Below are 18,344 nucleotides of genomic sequence, written 5' to 3' on the forward strand. Positions count from 1 at the left end.
GAACGCCTCGTTGTACTTCGCCATGAAAAACACCCCAAAGGTTGAACGGGTGTCCAACTTTTGGGGTGCAGTTCACAAAAGTGGGCCTCTTGCCTTAATTTGGCTCTTGTTGGCCTACCAGGCCAAAGACGATGACGGCGGCCCGCTCGACCGCATCAACCGAGGGTGCATTGTCGGTTTGGACTCTACCTTCTTCAACCATGGCACCTTCCTCTCAATGCATTCCGCCAACTTGGCGAGCCCAGCGCGCGTAATAAGGACCTGCTCGACCGTTTTCGTCGAACCATCGTCGCGCGTTACCTCGGTGAGCTTCAGTTCCAGCAGTCCTGCCTTTTCCTTGTCGCTGTAGCCCTGCCATACCCGACTGTGGTGGTGGCGGAAGATGAAGTTCTCCTGCTGCGCGAACTGAAGAAACTGCTTCTCAGGAACCTGCAGCAGCTTCGCCGCCACCCTCAGACACACCGCGTTTCCATTGGATTTCGCCAGGCGGTCCAGCGCATCCGCCTTGGGTGCAGCTAGAGCCAGCGCGGCTTCGGCCTTCGCCTTCTGGTCGGCCAGATCGGCGGCAAGGCGAAGCGCCTCAGGTAGCGTCTTCGGCAGTGCTGCTGTGCCATCCTCCAGTTCCTGCCAGCGGTCAACCAGGCGGGCAGTGAACTCCGGGGAGAGCTGAGCGACTACGACGATGCTGTCGCGCTTGCCGCGTTCGCCCGTGAACACGTACTGCTGCGTGGTGTAGGTCCGGTTGTTGCCGCCGGCTTCTCGCATATCCTCAATTTGAGGACGTGCTATAACGCCTTGATTCGCAAGGGCTTCGATGGTGCGCTTCACGTTGTCGTGACGCTTCTCGACCAGTTCGGCGATTTCCTGGCTGGTCATCCTCATGGCGTCGCCTGCTTTGATCAGTTCGTTCATCGTTGCACTCCCTTCATCGCGGCACGACGCTCGCGCCGGTTGATAGATTGACCGACGCGCACGTTGCTCTGAGGCAACAGCACAGATACTGCTGAGGCATTGAACCAGCCCGGATGCCTCTGCTTGACCTGGAAGTCCAGGGCGAAGTTGACGGGTGTCGGCCTCATGCTGCCACCCCGCCCGTCTTGCCAGCCAGACAGAGCGCCGACTTGCCGTCGCTGGCGTCGAACGCCTGCCACAGCTTCACTAGCGCCGTCATGAGCCAGTTTTCCCAGCGCGTCAGGTTCGCCAGTATCCGGCGCGGGTCCAGAATTTGCAGATCGGCGTCAGGCTTCCCGTCCCGGCCGTACTCGACGTAAATAACGGTGTTGGCCGACTGCTCAACCGGCTGCTGGGCAGCAGCTTCCTCCACCAGTGCTTCCAGCCGGCCCAGCAAGGCAACCAGCATGCCGTCGATGTCCGCCTTGACGTTCCGGATGACGCCAGCCAGCGTGACTTCGGGACGCTTGGCCGGTCCGATGATGAGGCTGAGGTCGAAGCCCCGCCCTTCGGTGCGTGTGCTAGTATCCATTCCGATGTGTTCCTTTTCCGAGGGTCACTTCAATTCCGAACGCCTCAACGGTTGCCGCCGTTGGGGCGTTTCTCTTTTCAGGCTGCCAAGCGTTCATCGGCGGCTCCCGCTTGCTTCGTTCTACTTTCCTTCAGCCTGAAGACGATCTCCGCGTTGAGACTGCGGAAGCTTCGCTGCGCCTGCTCCGTAAGCCATTCCTTCAGTTCCGGGTCCATTCGCAGCCCAAACGGGGTCGGTTGGTATCCTTTCATCTCGATCTCCAATGATGCCGAGTTGGCATATTGAAACAGTAATGCCAACTCGGAATCATGTCAAGTTGGAATCATCGAAAACATTCCGAGTTGGCATTACCATCCGGCCATGGCCACGAAACCCTACCCCAGCGAATCCCAAGATCGATTCATCGTCCGTCTCCCTGACGGCATGCGCGACCGCATCGCCGAAGAGGCGAAGGCCAACAACCGCTCAATGAATGCGGAGATCGTCGGGCGCTTGGAAGCGTCCTTTGCTCTCTCTGCTCCCTCACAGCGCGTAGCGGAACTTGAAGCTATGGCTCAACAGCACAAGGCTGTTATCGAAGCCATGAGCGGAGAGTTGGACAGAGCAAGAGAGTTGGCTGAGTCGTACAAGGCGCTTCTAAAAATCGCGGGGATGTATCTACGCACGACGGCAGAACGTGTTCCGAAGTCCGCCAACCCAGTTTCCAATGAGTTGATGTCTATCATGCAAACGGTGGGGGGGTCATTCTCGTCAGGTGACCTTGAGGCTGCAGTCCCAGCAATTACCCGCATGATTGAATTGGGTGTTGCCACGAAGGTGTTTGAGCCCGATGGCACACCCGGACCAAACCATCCATCAAGCCAACCGCCAGCAGAAAAGCGCTCCTACGCTAACTACGCCAAAGAGGTGTTGGAGACAGGCCGCGAACCATCCAGGTCTCCAGTCAAACGTATCCGCCGCACTCGCCCTCCCAAGAGCTAATCCGCCTCCAAACAGGAAAGCCCCGCCGAAGCGGGGCTTTAGTTTCGGGGCCGTCGTTCGAGACTTCCGCCATTGACGGGAGTGGCACCATGCTTAGTGCCGACCAACCCATGAAGCCAACTCCCTGCCTATTCTTCGGGCTACCAGGCCAGATGAAGACGTCACAGGGTTGGTCGGCCGCCAGCTGCACCGACGTCGCTTGCTGCGGGCACCAGATCGCGCCGACTCACCAGAGCGAGGCCAGTGCCGCTGCAGCGTGGAATCGCCGCATTTACACCACTGGTGGCGCGCGCCAAACTTGAGGCTCCGGGGCTTTAGTCGACTCCCTAAGAAGCACCCGGCAACAGGCACGACACGTGTATAGATCGCCCTCGAAATATTTCGCCCACTCCCCCAGTTCGTGCCTAGTGGGATTCCGAAAGACGAGGTTGCCATGGGGGCGGTGGTCCCGCAGCTTGTCCACGAGAGCCTGGCAATCTGAGCAGTAACTATTCATGCGTATATAGAGGTGCAGCTTACAGGCGGGTGCGCAGCCGCGTGGTGAATTTTCCCGGGCATATCTCCTCGATCTCGTCCTTTAATCGAAGTGAAATTTTTCGAACAGTGTTCTCGAGTTCACCGATCTGCTCGCGATGCCTGACGTTGAATTGCGGTCCGTACATCTTCTTGTCTGCGGTGTGCAATAGAGCCATCTGCAACGAGATGCGCCGTAGGGCTCTCAGCTCCTCAGCCCTGCCAGCCTCGATAAAGCGCTCAATGGGAAAGCGGTCAAGGCATTCGGCGATCGCATTGAAATCGTCAGCGATGTTCGGATAAATTGTCCTGTGCTCCGGATTGTCCTTTTGGAATCCACTAAGTAGGCACATCTGAGCGATCTCAGCTGATATCTCTTGAAGGCACAAGAGAGTCAGGCCTCTCTGCTCAGTCTCCTTTGCTACGCGGTCGGCCCGATCATCTACACGCTGGCGATACGGAACGTAGATCGCAATTCCAAGAGCCACAGTTGCGCCGAAAGCCTGCGCCCAAGCTGCCCAGTCCTGACTGGCATTTGGAGGGGCAAGGTAGAACCCGTAGGCGAGATAGGCAAAGCCCCCTGCGATCAAGAAAAGAACGATGCCGTGCACATGCTTCCGCGCAAGTTCCATCGCGCGTTTCATTGTTCACCTCCCATTGGGCTCGTGGAACGTAGTGCGCCTACGTGGTCAGCCCACGCCTGCATCATCTGCCGGCGCTCGGGCAAGTACTGCGCGTGGTTGTATGCCGCCCGCACCTTGTTGCGTTCAACGTGCGCTAGTTGGCGCTCAATCACGTCCGGTCGGAATCCCAACTCGTTCAGCGCTGTCGATGCCAGGCCCCGAAACCCGTGGCCGGTCATCCGCGAGTGGTACCCCAGCCGGTACAGCGCGTAGAGCATCGTGTTATTGCTGATGTGGCCAGTCTTGCCGCGCGGACTGTAGAAAACATAGCCACGGTGGCCATTGATTTCGCGCAGTTCCTTCAGCACGGCCAGCGCCTGCGTGGATAGCGGCACCACGTGTGGGTCGCGCATCTTCATGCGCTCGGCCGGCACCAGCCACTCGGCCTTGTCCTCGTCGATCTCGTCCCACTTCGCCTGGATCATTTCGGTGGTGCGCACGAACGTCAGCGTCATGAACTGCAACGCCAGGCGCGTCACCTTGTCGCCCTCGTAGCCATCGATGTCGCGCAGCAGCTGCGGCAGTTCGGCCAACGGCACCCTGGCCTGGTGCTGGACCGGCGCCGCCTTGAGCACGACCTCGCTATCGATGTCGGTGGCCGGGTTGCGGTCGCACAAGCCATAGACGATGCCGTACTGGAACACAGCGCGCATGCGCTGCAGCACGCGCTTTGTGGTGTCGCGGACGCCGCGCGCCTCGACCTTCTTCAGCAGCGCCAGGATGGCCGGCGCGCGGATGTCGGAGATGGGCGTGCTGCCCAAGACGGGGAAGACGTCGTTCTCGAGCGAGGCGAGGACTTTGCCGGCATAGACCTCGTTCCAGCTTTCCTTCTGGGTGGCATGCCAGTCACGAGCGACCGCCTCGAAGGAATTGCCGGCGGCGATCTTGGCCGCGAGGCGCTGATCCTGTTTGGCAGTGCCGGGGTCGGTGCCGGCGGCCAGCAGGGTGCGGGCCGAATCGCGCTGCGCGCGCGCCTGGGCCAGGGTGACTTCGGGGTACACGCCGAACCCGAGCCGATTCTCGCTACCCGATGGCCTGAAATAACGAAAACGCCACAGCTTACGGCCGTCGGGCATTACCTCTAGAAACAGGCCACCACCGTCCGCCAGCTTGTACGGCTTCTCTTTTGCTTTGGCGTTACGGAGTTTGGTGTCGGAGAGGGGCTCGACGCGGATAGGCATTTTTTCGTGGCACCGAAAATCGTGGCATTACTGGTGCCACGAATGATGCCTCGAAAAATGCTGGATGCCAACGATTCGTCACGAACTTTGACGAACGTCGAAAGGCCGGGAATCCTTGATTTATCGCGGAGCGGAGGACTTTGGAGAACTGCTGCGGACTTGATTATGGTCCCGCCGACAGGAATCGAACCTGTATCTAGCGCTTAGGAGGCGCTCGTTCTATCCATTGAACTACGGCGAGCGGACCGTCTGCACGGTGTGCCAGCCGCCATGGGCCGGCCGAGCCGGAAGACGGGGCGGAGTATAGCAAACTCGGCAAGTTCGGCCCATGGCCGGCGGCGGGCGCTGGTTCGGCGGCGCGCGCCTTGCTGGTCACCTCGCCCACTGGCTGTGGCCCGGGCGGCCCGCCGGTGGCAGGCCCTTGCCTGGCGGCTTTCGCAGCCTACCCAATCGATCAGTCCGCTCATGGTTTGCTCCCTGTTTGGTTTGTTGATCCGATCAGGCGGCGGTCAGGCCGGTGCCGGTACCGGTGCCGATCGAGGCCAGCAGGGCCCGCACCATCGCCATGACGGTTTGGACGGCGGCGCGGGGCTGGCGCAGGCAGGCATCCACCTGTTCGCTGCGGGCCTGGCCGAGCAGGCACCAGGTGCAGAAGTGCTCGCAGTTGTTGGTCAGCAGGTGGTAGTGGTCTTCGCCGAGGCGGGTACGGGCGCGGGCGACGGCTTCCATGCCGAGGTAGCAGGCGCAGGGTTCGGCCTTCACCGCCACCGAATGGCCGTGGGCGAACTGGGCCAGCGAGGTTTCCTCGACCGGGGCGGCGTGCAGGGCGTGGCAGAAGCCGGCGTAGTGGATGACGCGGCCGTTGCCGGCGTAGATGCCATGGTGGACGTAGCCGTTGCGTTCGGTGACCAGGTGGGCGCCGGGCAGGTAGTCGTCTTGTTGTTGGTCTTGGGTGTTCATGGCAGTTCTCGGTTCGGTGTCGGTGGGAGGCAGCCAGTGCTGTGTCGATGCCAACCAACCGCATCAAGCGTGCCAATGCCATCGAACCACGGCGAGACAAGGGGTTGCGGGCGATCGGCACCCCTTGCCCGCCGGCAACCGTGCGCGGCCATCCAACAGTTTTCCGGGCGATGTGTTGGCTGGTGGCCATCAGCCGGGCTTTTTGCTTGCCCGCCCGGCGACGCAGCGCGGTGGCGGGTGGCAGCCGACACCCGTATGGCCCGGTGTTGGGCTGGTGCCAACGCCGCAAGCCGTCCGGACGCCACGCCGCGCCCGGCATGCGCCGCGTGCATCACAAATCCGCAATGGCACACCGATTGCTCTATTCAGGCATGGCGCCACACGCCGCCCCCGACTCTGGAGACCATCATGGCCACCCTCATCGTCAAGGACCTCGACACCCGTCACGAGCTGGATTTCCGCGCCATGTCCTGCATTCGCGGCGGCGGCGCCCCGTGGGTGTTCGGCTGGATCCAGCCCTACGTGGCCGCCCGCCCCAGCGCGTCTCCTGTCGTGAACTTTTACGAGATCAACTACAGCTTCTATGCTGATCAGATGAACAACCAGTTCCAGAACATCGACGTCCAGAACAACGCGCCCAATTCGACGATTACCGTGGACGCCGCGCTGGACGCCCGGAACAAGGGTCGGTTGATCTGAGTCCTGCCCGGTGGCCGGGGAGCACTCCCACCGGCCACCCTTTGATGCTGCCCCGGGGGGCGGCGCTTGCGCGGAGCCGCTTTCTTCCGCGCCGGAGCACACCGTGACCTGCGCAACGGAATTCCGCTGGAGCTCGGCCGCCGCCACGGACGTCGGCCGGGTGCGGGGACGCAACGAGGACGCCTGCCTGGACCTGCCCGAACGCGGCATCTGGGCGGTGGCCGACGGCATGGGCGGCCATGCCGTCGGCGACTTCGCCAGCCGCGCCATCGTCCAGGCCCTCTCCGGCCTGGGGCCGCCCGGCAGCCTGGATGGCGCGCTGGACGACGCCCGCACAGCGCTCCTTGCCGTGAACCAGGCGCTGATCGACGAAGCCGCGCGGATGAAGGTGCGGGTGATCGGCAGCACCGTCGTGGCGATGCTGGCCTGTGAGCGGCGTTGCGGGTGCCTCTGGGCCGGCGACAGCCGGCTCTATCTTTTCCGGGCCGGCCACCTGAAACAGCTCACGCGCGACCACAGCCAGGTGGAGCGGCTGCGCGCCCGGGGGCTGATTACGGCCGAGGAGGCCAAGCACCATCCCGCCCACAACACCATCACGCGCGCCGTGGGCGCCGCCACCCGGCTAGACCTCGACGTACTGACGCTCGAAGTGGGCGACGGCGACATGTTCCTGCTCTGCAGCGACGGCCTGAGCAACGAGGTGGAGGATGCCGGCATCGCGGCGGTGCTGGCGGCCAGCGCGGGGGACTGCGCGGCGGCAGCCAACGAACTGGTGCAGCAAGCGCTGGTGAATGGCGGGCACGACAACGTCTCCGTCGTCGTGCTGCGCGCCGAGGACATCGGCGGCGGCTCCGACATGACCCTGCTCAATCCGGAAGTCTGAGCCGCGAGCCTACTTCCCACCCTCCGCCGTCCGGCTGCCCCGGAAATCCTTCGAATGGATGCCGTGCTTCTTGAGCAGCATCTGCACGTGCGAGCGATTCATCTCGAAGCGCCGCGCCAGCTCCGCCACCGTGCCGCCCACCTCCTGCAGGCCCCGTTCGAGGAAGGCCCGTTCGGCCTCGTCGCTGGCGGCGCGCTTGGCCTCGGCCAGCGAGGTGGCCGTGGTCACGTCCGCCACGCCGGCGCGCCCTGCCCCCGCCACCACGGACAGCCCCGCCGGCCGGGGACGGATGTCCTGCGGCAGGTGGGCCAGATCGGCCGTATCGCCGGCCAGGCAGGAAATCCGGTACATCAGGTTGCGCAGTTCGCGGATATTGCCGGGGTAGTCGTAGTGCATCAGGAAGTCGCGCAGGCGGGGCGTCAGCTTGACCGGACGGCGCTTGAGCTGCCCAGCGGACTCATCGCCGAAATAGGCCACCAGCAGCGCGATCTCGTCGCGCCGCTCGCGCAGTGCCGGTAACGTCACATGAATCACGCTGAGCCGGTAGAAGAGGTCTTCGCGGAAAGTGCCTTCCTGGCTCATCCGCCGTAGGTCCTTGTTGGTGGCGGCCACGATGCGGGCGTCCACGGAGATCACCTCGTCGGAGCCCACGCGCTGGATCTCGTGCGCCTCCAGCACGCGCAGCAGCTTGACCTGCCCGACCAGGGGCAGTTCGCCGATCTCGTCGAGGAAGATCGTGCCGGTGTGGGCGCTCTCGAACTTGCCGCGCCGGTCGTTGGCGGCGCCCGTGAACGCGCCCTTCTTGTGGCCGAACAGTTCCGATTCGAGCAGGCTGTCCGGAATCGCCCCGCAGTTGACCGAGATGAACGGCTTGTCCGTGCGCGAGCCGTTGGCGTGGATCACCTTCGCCATCAGCTCCTTGCCGGTGCCGCTTTCGCCGTCGATCAGCACCGGGAGGTCGGTCGGGGAGGCTTTTTCGGCAATCTCCAGCGCCTCCAGCAGCTTGGGGTTGTCGCCGAAGGTGCCCTCGAAGATGAAGCTGCGCTCCATCAGCGCCTGGCGCCGCTCGCGCGAGGACAGGTCCACCGGCTCCACCTCGGTCACCGCCTCGGGCTCGGCCGACGCTGCCGCCACGAAGCGCTCCTTGTGCGACAGCCCCATCACCTCGTCGCGCAGCGTGGTGGCCTGCTTGAGCAGCTTCTCGATCTCGGGCCGCTCCAGCCGCGACGACCAGCGCAGCGTGGAGCGCAGGATCTCGATCTTCTCGATCAGCCCGGCAAACGACACCGCGGAGGTAACAGGCGTGCCCTGGTTGAATAGCTTCATGCCGCGCTCAACTGTTTCTGAACCAACTGGTAGTACATGCCGCGGCGCGCGAGCAGTTCCTCGTGCCGCCCCTGCTCCACGATGCCGCCTTCGTACAGCACGAGGATCTTGTCCGCCTGCATGATCGTACTGAGCCGGTGCGCGATGATCACCGCCGTGCGCCCGCGCAGGATCTCCTGCATGTTGGCGAGGATGTTGCTCTCCGACTGCGTGTCCAGCGCCGAGGTGGCCTCGTCGAACACCAGCAGGCGCGGGTCGTGGTACAGCGCCCGCGCGATGCACAGCCGCTGGATCTGCCCGCCCGACAGCCCGATGCCGCGCTCGCCCACCACCTGCTCGTAGCCGAGCGGCAGCTTGGAGATGAAGGCGTGCGCGTCCGCCATCTTCGCCACTTCCTCGATGCGGCGGCGGTCGGGGCTGTCTTCGCCGCAGGCGACGTTCTCGGCGATGGTGCCCGAGAACAGCAGGTTGGTCTGCATCACATAGCCCACCTGGGCGCGATAGAAGCCGGCGTCGATCACGTTGAGGTCATAGCCATCCACCGACATCGACCCCTCGCACGGCTTGTAGAAGCCCACCAGCAGCTTGGCCAGCGTGGTCTTGCCGGAGCCGCTGCGGCCCACGATGGCCACCATCTCGCCGGGCCGCATATGGAAGCTGATGTTCTCGAGCACGTAGGGGGTGTCCTCGCCGCCGTAGCGGAAGTACACGCCCTCGAAGCGGATATCGCCCTGGAGGTCCGGCAGCATCACGCGCGACAGCACGTCCTGCGGCTTCTGCTCCGGCTCCAGGTCCAGCACGTCGCCCAGCCGCTCCATTGCCACGCCGGCGTCGTTGAGCTGGCTCCACAGCGCCACCAGCCCCATCACCGGGGCCAGCACGCTGCCCATGAAGGCGTTGAAGGCGATCAGCTGGCCGATGGTCAGCTCGCGCTCCAGCACCAGCGTGGCGCCCACCCACAGCACGGCGATGGTCGTGGCCGCGTTCAGGACCTGGCTGACCAGCCCGACCAGGATGTGGAAGGACTGGGCCTGGTACTGCTTTTCCAGCGCCTTGGCGTACTTGCGCTCCCAGCGCAGCCGCACCGGCCGCTCGATGCCCATGCCCTTCACCGTCTCCGCCCCGCCCAGCGTCTCCATCAGGTACGACTTGGCGTCGGTCGAGGCCGCGAACACGTCGCGCGCGTAGGTCTTCACCTTCGGCGTGACGATAACGGTCAGCGCGGCAATCGGGATGATGAAGGCGATCAGCAACAGCGTCAGCTTGACGTTGTAGAAGAACATGATGGTGAAGTAGATGAACACCATCAGCAGGTTCAGCGCCGTGGTCACCGTGGATTCGGTCAGGAAGGCCCGGATCGTCTGGTTCTCCTGGAAGCGCGCGAAGATGTCGCCGGTCTTGCGCTTGGCGAAGAACGACAGCGGCAAAGACAGCGTGTGCTTGAAGAAGTGCGACATCATCGCGAAGTCCATATTGCGCACCATGAAGTTGGCCAGGTACGCACGGACGGTCGCCATCAGCTGGGTGAACACGCTGGAGATCACCAGCCCCAGGATCAGCAGGTGCAGCAGGCCGACGTTCTGGTGCACCACCACGCCGTCGAGGATGTTCTGGATGATCAGCGGCGGCACCACCCCGAGCATCTGGATCACGAAGGTGGCCAGGAACAGGTGCGCGAGGATGCGCTTGTACGGCGCCAGATAGCCGATGAAGCGCAGCCAGGGCGAGCGCGCCACGGCCAGCTCGGCCATGCTCTCGCCGGCCGTGAAGAGCAGGCAGGTGCCGCTCCAGCCGCGCTCGAACTCCTCCGTGCTCATCTTGCGGAAGCCGATGGCGGGGTCGGCCACCCAGACATGGCGCGCCGAGATGCCGTACACCACCACGTAGTGGTAGCCCTCCCAGTGCACGATGAACGGCAGCTCAAAGCCCTGCAGCGCGTCGCGCGTGCATTGCACACCGCGCGTGGTGAAGCCGAGCGACTCGCTCGCGCGCGCCAGGCTGTCCAGCGTGGCGCCGGAGGTGGTCACGTTGGCCAGCTCGCGCAGCTTGCCCAGCGTCATCGGTATGCCGTGGTGCCGGCAGATCATCGCCAGGCAGGCGGCGCCGCAATCCATCTCCTCGGCCTGCTCCACCAGTGCGAAGCGCCGGATCACGCGCTCGCCGAACTCCGGCTTGGAATGGAGATCGAGCAGCACCGGCCGCTTGCGCCGCTCGGCCAGCTTCTTCTGGCGGTGCAGCTCGCGGTCTACCGCGCGGATGCGTTCCTCCAGCACCTCGCGCAGCCGCACGTTGCGCTCCAGGATCAGCTGGACCGTCTTCTCGGGAATCACCAGCAGCCGCGTATCGGTTTCGGCGATGGCCGAGGCGATCTGCTCCTGCCGCATCACACAGGCCCGTTCGCCGAAGATCTCGCCCTGGCCGAGCGTGGCGAGCGGGAAGGTGTCGCCGTCCTCCTCGCGCACGATCCGCACCGTGCCCTGCCGCACCACGTAGAGGCGGCGGTCGTCGCGGCCGTCCTGCTGGAGGATGGGCTTGCCGGCCGCCACACGCTTCACGCCCACGCTGCGCACGGCGTCTTCGAGTTCGCTCTTGTCCAGCTTGCCGCGCAAATCGAACAGCCGCGCGACGAAGCCGCCAGCCGAGCTGATCGCCACGTAGCTGGTGATGAAGGCCAGCGCGGCCGGGTTGCCGCCAACCACCGGCTCCGACACGCTGCGCGGAATCGTGATCAGCTCGGTCTTGCCCGACGCCCGCACGGAGGACTCGTGCCGGTACTCGCGCAGCAAGGCGATATCGGCAAAGACCTCGCCGGCCTTGCGCACGCCCATGCTGATTTCCTTGCCGTGCTCCTCGTTGAACACGCGCACCGAGCCGGCCCGGACGATGAAAATACCCTCGGCCGGGTCGCCGGCATTGCAGACCGTGTCGCCGAAGCCGAAGGTCAGCGTGCGCGCGCTGGCAGCCAGCCGTTCGAGTTCCTCGCGCGAGAGTGGCGAGAGGATCTCCACCGTGGCGAGGAAATCGGCTAGCGTCGGGGCGGCCAGCGTGGGGGCGGCCCCTGGCGGGAGCGCCTCGGCGGCGGCATCGCTAGCGGGCTTGGATGACATGTTCCTGAGCCCTGGCCATCAGCCATTCCTCGCGCAGCAGCCGGCGCACCTCCACGGCCACGTCAGCATCGAGCCGCGCCGGATGCTTGGCCCGCACCAGGAACACCTCGAAGAACGAGCGGTCCGCCGCCGGGAACGGCCCCAGCAGGGCGCCCGGCTCGGCATTGAAGACCTTGGCCTCGATGTCGCTCTTGAGCGAGCCGCGCAGCACCTTGCCGATGTCGCCGCCCTGCTCGCGCGTATCGGCTATGGAGTGCTCGCGCGCCATCTCGGCGAAGCTGTCCGGGTCGTCCTGGAGGTAGGAGACCAGCTCGCGCGCCTTGCCCTCGGTATCCACGACGATATGGCTCACCTCGATGCTGTCGAACTTGGGCGAGTTGAGCTGGAAGTAGGTCTCCATGGCTGCGTCATTGCAGACCTCGGCCAGCATCTTCTCCTGGTAGAGGCTGTCGGTGATGAACGCCTCGAACTCGTCCAGGGTGATGCCGAGCGCGTCGAGATAATGGTTCATGTCCGCCGCGCGATGCAGCCCCTGCACGCGGCGGAACTGGTCGGCGCGCTCCTGGATCTCCGCCGGCGCCAGCTTGATGCCGTGCCGCCGCGCCGCGTGGGCGGTCAGCTTGTCACGCACGAGCTGCTCCACCAGCCCCTCGAACTGGCCGGTGAGCTTGAGTACCCTCACGAATTCGTCGACGCCGATCACTTCCTCGTCGATCCGCACGATGGCTGTCATCGCCCTCTCCTTTTTTATTGCTGGAATCTGTTCAGCCCGCCACCTGCCGGAACGGGTCAAGCCCGAGGTCGATCAGGCGGCGCTCACGCACCACGATCTCCGCCGTGGCGGTCATGCCGTAACGCAGCGGGTAGCGGTTGCTGGCCACGGCGTAGTAGTCCTGCGCCAGCCGCACGCGCCCCTCGTACACGGGCTGCTTGTCCGGCCCCGACGGCTTGGTGGCCGGCGAGATGTACTCCAGCGTGCCCGCGATCAGCCCGTAGCGCTGGTACGGAAACGCGTTGAACTTGAGCTTCACCGGCAGGCCCTCGCGCAGGAAGGCGCGGTCGCGCTCGGCAATCTCGATGCGCAGCATCGGCCGGGCATCCTTTGGGGCGATGCCGCCGAGCGGCGCGTTGGCCTGCACCTTGTCGCCGCGCTGGGTGGAGGTGACGTCCGTAATCACGCCCGACACCGGCGCCACGATCAGCAGGAAGTTGTCCTTGTCGATGTTCTCGAACTTGATGCGCGCGGCGGCCTCCGCCACCAGCCGGGCGGTCTGCACCTGCAGGCGCAGCTTGTCCTCGGTGTTGCTGATCTCGCGCATCGCGGCGTCGTACTGGATGCGCAGGTTGGCCAGCTCCTGGCCGCTGCCCTCCAGCTGGGCGCTGGCCTGCGTGTATTGCTGCGAGAGCCGCGCGTCCAGCTCGGTCAGCCGCGACTGCGCCACGCGCAGGTTGTTCTCGGCGTCCTGGGTAATGGCGCGCTTGCCTTCCACCTGCGACTGCGACACCCCGCCGCCCGCCGGCAGCGCGAACAGCCGCGCGTAGCGGTCCTGCTCCTGCCGGGCGAAGTCGCGCGCACGGCGGGCGTTCTCGAGGTTGCTGCGCGCCTCCTGCAACTGCGCGCGCTGCTGCTCGGCCAACCGCGTCGTGCCCTCGGCCATGCGGTTCTCGTGCTGGCGCGTGGCCAGTTCGATCTGCTGCTTGAGCGCCTGCGCGCGGCGCTCCATCAGCACCTTGCGCTCGGGAAACTGCTTCCACTCGCGCTCGGAGTCCTCCAGCTTCAGCTGCGCCTCCAGCGCGCTGGCCGCCGCCTCGATCGCGCCGCGCGCGTTGAGCCGCGCCAGCACGTCATCCTTCGACACCGGCTGGCCCTCGGCCACGTAGAGGTCGGCCAGTTCGCCATCGACGGGCGCGTAGAAGCGGCGCACCTCCGACTCCGGCGCCAGCGTGCCGTGCGCCGTCACGATGACATCGGCATGCCCGAAGAATGACCAGATCAGCGCGCAGATCACCAGCGCGCCGGTGATGACCACGGTCAGCATCGACAGCCGCCAGGGCTCGGAACTCAAGATGGCGATGCCTTCGGCGCTGTGGTCCTCCAGCGCCTCGTTGAGCGGGCGCAGCTTGCTGTCGCGGGGATCCTCGCTCATCGCGCGCCTCCGGATGCGGTAGTGCTGGCAGGGGTGGCGGGGGTGGCGCCCTCGGGTGCGGCGTCGGGTGCGGCGCCCTTGCTGCCTTCGCCCACCAGTTCGAGCTTGGCGCGCAGCACGGCCGGGTCCAGCACCATGCGCAGGTCGTTGAGCGAGCGCCGCTGGAGGTCTACCTCGGCCTGGATCTCGTCGCGCACCTTGGTCCACTCCGCCATGTCGCCGGCCTTGAGCTGGCTGTAGATGCGCAAGCCCTGGCGGGCGTCGCCCTGCGCCTCGGCCAGCAGACGGGCCTGCGCGCGGAACTTCGGCGAGATACCCGCCTCCAGCCGCTGCTCGCCCGCAATCAGCCCGTTGTTGCGGTACTGGCGCCACTGCGTGGCGGCGCGGTTGAGCAACTGGTTGGCGCGGCGCAGCGCCGCCTCGCGGATCGTGTTGACGTCGGCGTCGATGGCCTTCACGTAATAGGCATCGGCGTCCGGGTCGAGCGCGGCATAGAAGGCCAGCAAGGCGTCCTCGTAGCCGCTATTGCCCGCCCTGCCCTCCTTCACCTTGGCGAATTGCGCGGCGACCTGCTGCTTGTGCGCCACGTCCTTGGCCACATCGGCCGCCCACGGGCCGCTGTTGATCTGGCGCAGCGCGTCGATGGCCGCCGTGCTGTCGCCGCGCCGCCATGCATCGTCGGCCAGCGCGTACTGGCGCTGCACGTCGGCCGGCGGCAGCTTTGCCGCCAGCAGCGCCTCGTACTGCGCCTTGAACGGCGGCGTGGCGAAGCTGACCTGGCGCATCTGGGCGACGAGCGGCCCGGTGGCGCGCTGGCGCAGCGACTCGATCAGCGCGGTGTACTGCTTGAGGTCGCTCTCCACGCGGTCCAGCCCGGCCAGGCGCGGGTACTTGTCCTTGTAGTCGGACAGCATCGCCTGCAGCGCCTCGGGCTGCTCGCGCGCGAGTTCGGTGGCGATGGCGGCATTGAAGCGGTCGATCGCGGCGAGGTACACCGAATCTTCGTTCTGGAGCCTGCGCAGGTTGCTCAGGCCCTCCGCATAGGCGTCGCGGAACACCGGCACCTGGTTGGCGATGCGGCCCAACGCGCGCTGGTGTGCCACCGTGTCCGTACCCCAGCGGGCCACCAGGGCGCGGATGCGCGCTTCGTCGGCATACATGCGGATCGGGGCGTCGGGGTCACCGCGCGCCGCCATCAGCCGCGCCACGCTGGCCACCCATTCCAGTTCGTCGATCAATGCGCGGCCATCGGGGTTATGGCGGCTGTGGGCGCGCATCTCGGCCAGCACGGCGTCGGCGCCGCTGAAGTCCTTCGCACGCACCCGCGCGGTCCACGGCGGCACCCAGGCGCGCATCAGCGCCTCGGTGCCGGTTGCCTGGTACTGGGTGTTGTCGGGATGCCGCGTCAGATAGTCGTCCGCCAGCGCGGCGGCGCGCGCGTAGTCGCCCTTGTCCATCAGCGCGGTCAGCGAGCGGTCCGGCGCACCGCGCCAGTACAGGTAGCCGCCGCCGATGGCCGCCAGCAGCAGCGCCACGGCGCCCCAGCGTGCCACGCGCGCCTGCTTGCGCCGGTCATCGATGCCGAAGGTGCGCGCCGCCTCGGCGAGCAGCATGGCCACCTTGCCGCGCGACGCCGGCTTGTGGGCCTGGGCGTGGCCGCCATCTGGCATTGGCTCGGGGTTCACCTCGTCCTCCTGCGCGGCGGCATAGTCCACGCAGAAGATGTCGAGGAAGGAATCGGCGGCGCCGACGAAGGTGGTCTTGTCGGGGTCGGCGCCCAGCGAATCGGGGGCGGCAGGCGCGGACGCTGCCTCTGGCGCAGACGCAGGCGGCGGTGCCTCGTACAGCACGGAGCGCGTGGCGGTGGCGTCGGCATCGTCTTCACGCTCGATATCCACGCGGTAGACGAAATGGCTGCCGCCGAACGCAATCACATCGCCGGGCTCCAGGCGCACGGCCTGGTCCTCGAGCCGCACGCCGTTGACGAAGGTGCCGTTGGTGCTGCCCAGGTCCTCCAGCCACGGCGACCCCGCCTTCAGGAACAGGTGCGCATGGCGGCGCGAAAGGTAGTTGACCTGATGCGGATAGTCGTCGCGATAGCGCGCGAAGGTGTCATCGGCCTTGCTGACGAGGAACGGGAAGCCCGAGACGACCACCGGCTGCAAGCCGATTTCCGGGCGGATCGGCGCGAGCGTGACGGCCAGACGTGGCGGCTCCGGCGCCGGGGGCCGCGGATAGACGCGCACGCGGTACGACAGCGCCGCGCCAAAGCTCACCTCGTCGCCATCGCGCAGCAGCGCCGGCTGCTTGGCCACGGCATCGCCATTCACGCGCGTGCCGTTCTTGCTGCCGAGGTCCGCCACGTAGACGGCGCCGTCCTCGGCAAAAATGCGCGCGTGGCGGCGCGAAAGTACCGAGACCGTCTCCGCCGGATAGGCGACGAACGGCGCCTCGCCACGGCCGATGGCGAACAAATCCTCCCCGATCCGGATCTCGCCGAGTTCGGGCCGGGACACGGGCATCAGCAGGACGTCGAACGCCTGCCCCGTTCTCACCGGCATTTCCATGATCAGGGCATCGTCGCGCGTCATGTTTCAACGGAACCAACAGTCGGGCCGGTGGCGCTGTGCCGCACATGGCCGGTTTTCCTGGCCACGGGGGTACGGGAGGTCACGCGTATGAACATAGTAGGCCACGCTTTTCGGGAGTCAATCCGCTGCGGTGCAGCGTTGCGCGAAGGCACGCGGCAGGCGGGTTTCAAGGTTGAAACGCTTTGTGCGCGCGTGCGGCTAAGGCGCTACGTTCGCTGTCGTATTCACGCCGTTGGCTGGCGCGGCATTGCTGACGGTGGCGCTCGGCCAGCCGCCACCGAGCGCCTTGTACAGCGTGACGGTATCGGCCAGGATTTGTTGGTGGGCCGCCAACAACGCCAGCTGGGCCTGGAGCAGCGAACGCTCGGTCTCGAAGACCTCCAGCTGTGACGCAATGCCTTCCTTGGCCTGCGCCTCGATCTGGGTGGAGACGACGCGCAGCTGATCCACCTGCTGCTGGAGTTCAATGCGCTGCCGCTTGTGGGCATCCACATTGACCAGCGCACTCTCCACTTCCTCGAACGCCGTCATCACCGTGCGGCCGTACTCGTTCTCCACCACGCCGATATTGGCCTCGGTGGTCTTCACGCGGGCGCGCACATTGGGGTCGAGCATCGGCAGGTTGATGCTCGGCATGAAGCCGAAAGTGAAGGACTTGAGCAGGTCGGACAGCGCGAAGCTGGCCGTGCCGCCGCGCGCCGTGAGGCTGATGCTGGGCAGCTGGGCGAGCCGGGCCTGGCCGACGATGTTGTACGCGGACAGCACCCGGTACTCGGCGGCGACGATGTCCGGGCGACGCGCCAGCAACTGCGACGGCAGCCCGGCCGGCACCACCGGCAGCTTGACCCGGTCCTGCAGCCGCCCCGCCGGCACCTTGAAGTCGCCGGCAGGCACGCCGACCAGCGTGCCCAGTGCATTCTCGGCCACGTCGCGCGAACGGCGCAGCTCGATCAGGTCCTTGTTGAGGCGGTTGATTTCCGCCTGCTGCTGCATCACGCGGATCTGCGGCAGCAGCCCGTTGGCGAACATCGCCTTGTAGGTGGTCAGGATGTCGTTGTTGCGGGACACTGTGAGCCGCTGCTGGGCGATCTGCTCGTCGAGCTGGAGCAGCGTGAAGTACGTGATCGACACATCGGATACCAGCGCGAGGTAGCCTGCGCGCCAGTCCGCCTCGGAGGCGCGGTACTCGGCGGTCTGGGCCTGCACGCCCTTTTCCACCTTGCCCCAGATATCGATATCCCAGTTGACCGTGGCGCCCAGGTTGAAGGTGCGCGTCATGGCCTGGCCGGTGGTCTTGTCGAAGCTCGCGCCGGCGCCGATGTCGAACACGGGCAGCGCGCCGGCACGTGCCTCGCCAATCTGCGCGCTCGCCACGCGGATGCGGGCGGCCAGCACGCGGATGTCGTAGTTGCCGGTCAGTGCCTTGGCCACCAGTTCATCGAGATAGGAGTCGCCGAAGCCTTGCCACCAGTTCGGCACGATGGTCTCGGCCGGCGATACGGTGATCGACTCCGTGCGCGACCAGTCCGTCTTGGCCGGCGTTTCCGGGCGCTTGTACTCTGGGGGGCGAAAATCGGCGCAGCCGGCCATCAGCAGCGCGCAGAGCGCGGCGGCAACAGGTCTGGCCAGTGCGGCGGGGGCCGGGGCGAAAGCGAACACGATGACATCCTGCATGGAACGCCCTCGGACGCGTGCTGCCTGCCGTGGCGCTCGACTGTATTGTGGTGCGAAGCGGAGCCAGCTCCAACCTCGACATGCGTGCGGGGCGAAAAAAAAGGCGCCGGGACGGA

Annotated in this window: 14 protein-coding genes, 1 tRNA gene and 1 pseudogene; 3 read left to right on the top strand and 13 right to left on the bottom strand. The window is 65.8% G+C overall.

The genetic code is table 11. The features are described from left to right. Positions 1–114: 114 nt before the first annotated feature. The 3 genes from SB751_RS26790 to SB751_RS26800 all read right to left on the bottom strand — a co-directional run bounded on the left by SB751_RS26790 (position 115) and on the right by SB751_RS26800 (position 1,782). A complete protein-coding gene (locus SB751_RS26790; RefSeq protein ID WP_410748730.1) occupies positions 115–912 on the bottom strand; it encodes a phage antirepressor KilAC domain-containing protein in 798 nt (265 codons plus the stop codon). Between the two features lie 163 nt (positions 913–1,075). Then, entirely contained in the window at positions 1,076–1,483 is a 408-nt protein-coding gene (locus SB751_RS26795; RefSeq protein ID WP_410748731.1) for a hypothetical protein, read from the bottom strand. A gap of 77 nt (positions 1,484–1,560) precedes the next feature. After that, the gene (locus tag SB751_RS26800) at positions 1,561–1,782 is read right to left on the bottom strand and encodes a TraY domain-containing protein (RefSeq protein ID WP_410748732.1); all 222 of its coding nucleotides are present in this window, start codon (positions 1,780–1,782) and stop codon (positions 1,561–1,563) included. A 61-nt stretch (positions 1,783–1,843) separates the two neighbouring features. On the opposite strand from SB751_RS26800, the pseudogene SB751_RS26805 reads away from it, so the two are divergent. Continuing rightward, positions 1,844–1,987: pseudogene (locus SB751_RS26805) on the top strand (Arc family DNA-binding protein); the annotation flags it as partial. A gap of 992 nt (positions 1,988–2,979) precedes the next feature. Here the strand turns inward: SB751_RS26805 and SB751_RS26810 are convergent. The 4 genes from SB751_RS26810 to SB751_RS26825 form a co-directional block, all read right to left on the bottom strand. Beyond that, positions 2,980–3,621 carry a hypothetical protein gene (locus tag SB751_RS26810; RefSeq protein WP_410748733.1) on the bottom strand — a complete coding sequence of 214 codons (642 nt, stop codon included), beginning with the start codon at positions 3,619–3,621 and terminating at the stop codon, positions 2,980–2,982. Further along, the gene (locus SB751_RS26815) at positions 3,618–4,841 is read right to left on the bottom strand and encodes a tyrosine-type recombinase/integrase (protein WP_410748734.1); all 1,224 of its coding nucleotides are present in this window, start codon (positions 4,839–4,841) and stop codon (positions 3,618–3,620) included. Before SB751_RS26815 ends, SB751_RS26810 begins: the two co-directional genes overlap by 4 nt. Positions 4,842–5,007: 166 nt before the next feature. Beyond that, positions 5,008–5,082 (bottom strand) — tRNA-Arg (locus tag SB751_RS26820). Positions 5,083–5,339: 257 nt separating this feature from the next. After that, positions 5,340–5,801 carry a lecithin retinol acyltransferase family protein gene (locus SB751_RS26825; RefSeq protein WP_144199612.1) on the bottom strand — a complete coding sequence of 154 codons (462 nt, stop codon included), beginning with the start codon at positions 5,799–5,801 and terminating at the stop codon, positions 5,340–5,342. Between the two features lie 408 nt (positions 5,802–6,209). Here SB751_RS26825 and SB751_RS26830 point away from each other — a divergent pair, with 408 nt between their 5' ends. Together SB751_RS26830 and SB751_RS26835 are read left to right on the top strand one after the other, a co-directional pair. Further along, positions 6,210–6,500 (top strand): hypothetical protein, encoded by a 291-nt coding sequence (locus SB751_RS26830; protein WP_144199614.1) that lies wholly within the window; start codon positions 6,210–6,212, stop codon positions 6,498–6,500. A gap of 103 nt (positions 6,501–6,603) precedes the next feature. Beyond that, positions 6,604–7,383 carry a PP2C family protein-serine/threonine phosphatase gene (locus tag SB751_RS26835; protein ID WP_144199616.1) on the top strand — a complete coding sequence of 260 codons (780 nt, stop codon included), beginning with the start codon at positions 6,604–6,606 and terminating at the stop codon, positions 7,381–7,383. A gap of 9 nt (positions 7,384–7,392) precedes the next feature. Here SB751_RS26835 and SB751_RS26840 read toward each other — a convergent pair whose 3' ends face one another. The 6 genes from SB751_RS26840 to SB751_RS26865 all read right to left on the bottom strand — a co-directional run bounded on the left by SB751_RS26840 (position 7,393) and on the right by SB751_RS26865 (position 18,228). Next, on the bottom strand, positions 7,393–8,709 hold the full coding sequence (locus tag SB751_RS26840; RefSeq protein WP_144199618.1) for a sigma-54 interaction domain-containing protein: 1,317 nt from the start codon (positions 8,707–8,709) through the stop codon (positions 7,393–7,395). After that, the gene (locus tag SB751_RS26845; RefSeq protein ID WP_410748735.1) at positions 8,706–11,816 is read right to left on the bottom strand and encodes a peptidase domain-containing ABC transporter; all 3,111 of its coding nucleotides are present in this window, start codon (positions 11,814–11,816) and stop codon (positions 8,706–8,708) included. The genes SB751_RS26840 and SB751_RS26845 overlap by 4 nt, the downstream gene beginning before the upstream one ends. After that, positions 11,797–12,549: a peptidylprolyl isomerase gene (locus SB751_RS26850; protein WP_149135512.1), complete on the bottom strand. Its 753-nt coding sequence runs from the start codon at positions 12,547–12,549 to the stop codon at positions 11,797–11,799. The genes SB751_RS26845 and SB751_RS26850 overlap by 20 nt, the downstream gene beginning before the upstream one ends. Before the next feature lie 31 nt (positions 12,550–12,580). Continuing rightward, positions 12,581–13,963 carry an HlyD family efflux transporter periplasmic adaptor subunit gene (locus SB751_RS26855; protein ID WP_144199625.1) on the bottom strand — a complete coding sequence of 461 codons (1,383 nt, stop codon included), beginning with the start codon at positions 13,961–13,963 and terminating at the stop codon, positions 12,581–12,583. Continuing rightward, a complete protein-coding gene (locus SB751_RS26860) occupies positions 13,960–16,554 on the bottom strand; it encodes an FHA domain-containing protein (RefSeq protein WP_410748736.1) in 2,595 nt (864 codons plus the stop codon). Before SB751_RS26860 ends, SB751_RS26855 begins: the two co-directional genes overlap by 4 nt. A gap of 198 nt (positions 16,555–16,752) precedes the next feature. Next, positions 16,753–18,228 (bottom strand): efflux transporter outer membrane subunit, encoded by a 1,476-nt coding sequence (locus SB751_RS26865; protein WP_144199629.1) that lies wholly within the window; start codon positions 18,226–18,228, stop codon positions 16,753–16,755. Positions 18,229–18,344 lie beyond the last annotated feature (116 nt).

Origin of the sequence: Cupriavidus sp. SIMBA_020 (assembly GCF_046535395.1) — a bacterium.
Lineage (GTDB): Bacteria > Pseudomonadota > Gammaproteobacteria > Burkholderiales > Burkholderiaceae > Cupriavidus > Cupriavidus campinensis.

Excerpts from the sequence above, each read along its gene's own strand:
- SB751_RS26790 (WP_410748730.1), bottom strand. The coding sequence starts at position 912 with ATGAACGAACTGATCAAAGCAGGCGACGCCATGAGGATGACCAGCCAG.
- SB751_RS26815 (WP_410748734.1), bottom strand. The coding sequence starts at position 4,841 with ATGCCTATCCGCGTCGAGCCCCTCTCCGACACCAAACTCCGTAACGCC.
- SB751_RS26855 (WP_144199625.1), bottom strand. The coding sequence starts at position 13,963 with ATGAGCGAGGATCCCCGCGACAGCAAGCTGCGCCCGCTCAACGAGGCG.
- SB751_RS26830 (WP_144199614.1), top strand. The coding sequence starts at position 6,210 with ATGGCCACCCTCATCGTCAAGGACCTCGACACCCGTCACGAGCTGGAT.
- SB751_RS26865 (WP_144199629.1), bottom strand. The coding sequence starts at position 18,228 with ATGCAGGATGTCATCGTGTTCGCTTTCGCCCCGGCCCCCGCCGCACTG.
- SB751_RS26825 (WP_144199612.1), bottom strand. The coding sequence starts at position 5,801 with ATGAACACCCAAGACCAACAACAAGACGACTACCTGCCCGGCGCCCAC.
- SB751_RS26795 (WP_410748731.1), bottom strand. The coding sequence starts at position 1,483 with ATGGATACTAGCACACGCACCGAAGGGCGGGGCTTCGACCTCAGCCTC.
- SB751_RS26845 (WP_410748735.1), bottom strand. The coding sequence starts at position 11,816 with ATGTCATCCAAGCCCGCTAGCGATGCCGCCGCCGAGGCGCTCCCGCCA.
- SB751_RS26860 (WP_410748736.1), bottom strand. The coding sequence starts at position 16,554 with ATGACGCGCGACGATGCCCTGATCATGGAAATGCCGGTGAGAACGGGG.
- SB751_RS26810 (WP_410748733.1), bottom strand. The coding sequence starts at position 3,621 with ATGAAACGCGCGATGGAACTTGCGCGGAAGCATGTGCACGGCATCGTT.
- SB751_RS26850 (WP_149135512.1), bottom strand. The coding sequence starts at position 12,549 with ATGACAGCCATCGTGCGGATCGACGAGGAAGTGATCGGCGTCGACGAA.
- SB751_RS26840 (WP_144199618.1), bottom strand. The coding sequence starts at position 8,709 with ATGAAGCTATTCAACCAGGGCACGCCTGTTACCTCCGCGGTGTCGTTT.